Consider the following 1,746-nt stretch of genomic DNA (forward strand, 5'->3'; position numbering starts at 1 on the left):
ACACACGGGAATGCGGTAGCCAACCCGCGCATCAGAGTCTGCTCACCGTCGTCTCAGTGGCTCTGCCCTCTGCGCTGCGGTGGCGTCGCGGAAGTGGTGGAAAAGCGGGGTGGCGTAGTCTCCGGCTTGTTCAACGAGCCACAACCGGCGTTGGAGCGCCGGCGGAGACCACGCCATGGAACAGGATAGCACGAGGACGGATCCGGGCAGCACGGCGCCGTTCGCTGGGGAGGCTTGGTTCGACCCGATCGAGGCGGGCATCCGCGAGCGGGTGCGGGGCTTCATCGAAGAGCTGCTGGAGCAGGAGCTGACGGCGGCCTTGGGCCGCAACCGACATGCACGGGTGGCAGGCGAGCCGAAGGGCTACCGGAACGGGACGCGTGAGCGTCAGCTCCTGGGCAGCTTCGGCGCGGTGGAGATCAGCGTGCCGCGGGCACGCCTGGTTGCTGGCGAAAGCGGCGGCACGCGGGAGTGGCGCAGTGCGGCGCTGCCTCGCTACGCCCGGATGACGCGGCAGGTGGAGGCGCTGATCGCCGGCGCTTACCTGGCGGGCACCAACACGCGCCGGGTCAAGCGCGCGCTGGCAGCCCTGTTCCGAGGCGCGGTGGGCAAGGATGTGGTCAGCCGCACCTGGCGGAAGGTGAAGACGGATTGGGAGGCCTGGGGACGGCGCGACCTGGCCGGGGAGGACGTGGTGCGGCTGATCCTGGACGGCACCGTCGTGCGGGTGCGGCTCGATCGCAAGGCGACCACGATCTCGCTGCTGGTCGTCCTGGGCGTACGGCGCGACGGGCAGAAGGTCCTGCTCATGGTCAAAAACATGGGCGGCGAGAGCGAAGCGGCCTGGCGGGCCGTGCTGGACGACCTGGTCGGCCGTGGTCTGCGCACGCCCGAGTTCCTGATCACCGATGGCGCCGCCGGCCTGGACCGGGCGCTGGCGGCGCTGTGGCCCGAGGTGCCATCGCAACGGTGTACCGTGCACAAGCACAGGAATCTGCTGGCCCATGCGCCGGACGCCCTGCAGGAGGAGGTCACGGCCGACTACACGGACATGATCTATGCCGTGACCGCGGCAGAGGTGCAGGCCCGGCGCCGCGCGTTCCTGCGCAAATGGCGGCTGAAGTGTCCTGGCGTGGCCACCAGCCTGGAAGAGGCCGGCGACCGCCTGTTCGCCTTCCTCCGTCTGCCGCCGAGCCAGTGGAAGTCGGCGCGGACCACCAATGCCATCGAGCGGCTGCATGAAGAGTTCAAGCGCCGCATCAAGACCCAGACCGTGCTGCCCTCGGCCGAGACCGCCGCGATGCTGTTCTGGGCGCTACTCGCCTCGGGGCAGATCACCATGCGCAAAGTCGACGGATGGCAGAGCTTGGGCGAGCCGCTCGCAGCCCCTGTTCCCGTTGACCTCGCTGCCTGACCCGAGCAACCATCACCCCGCCGGAGACCACCCAACCAGGCTATTTCCACACAACACGCGCCACCACCCCTCGGTCAGCCATGGATCGGTGTGCCTTGTCCGCTTTCAGAAAGTCGGGCGCACCCAGCGGACACCCGAGATGGGCGCAGAGCCGTCGTGACTGGAGGCGGCCGAGAGCGGCCTGCCCGCTTCAGGCGCGCCAGGAGGCGGCACTGCGAGAAAGTAACCGCTGCGTACGCCAGGCTGGAACAGACGCGAACGCCGCTCACGCCGCCAGCGGCGACATTTTGGTCAGTCCCGCCCTGCCATGTCGCGCAGCTCCGGTGGGAGGA

At 69.1% G+C, this 1,746-nt stretch carries 1 protein-coding gene; it reads left to right on the top strand.

From position 1 onward, the window contains the following. The first annotated feature begins 175 nt into the window (after nt 1-175). Nucleotides 176-1,414 (top strand): IS256 family transposase, encoded by a 1,239-nt coding sequence (locus tag VF584_19250; GenBank protein HEX8212320.1) that lies wholly within the window; start codon nt 176-178, stop codon nt 1,412-1,414. Nucleotides 1,415-1,746 lie beyond the last annotated feature (332 nt).

The organism is Longimicrobium sp. (genome assembly GCA_036389135.1).
GTDB lineage: Bacteria > Gemmatimonadota > Gemmatimonadetes > Longimicrobiales > Longimicrobiaceae > Longimicrobium.

What these genes read in the sequence shown, in the direction of transcription:
- VF584_19250 (HEX8212320.1), top strand. Translation starts at nt 176, where the DNA reads ATGGAACAGGATAGCACGAGGACGGATCCGGGCAGCACGGCGCCGTTC.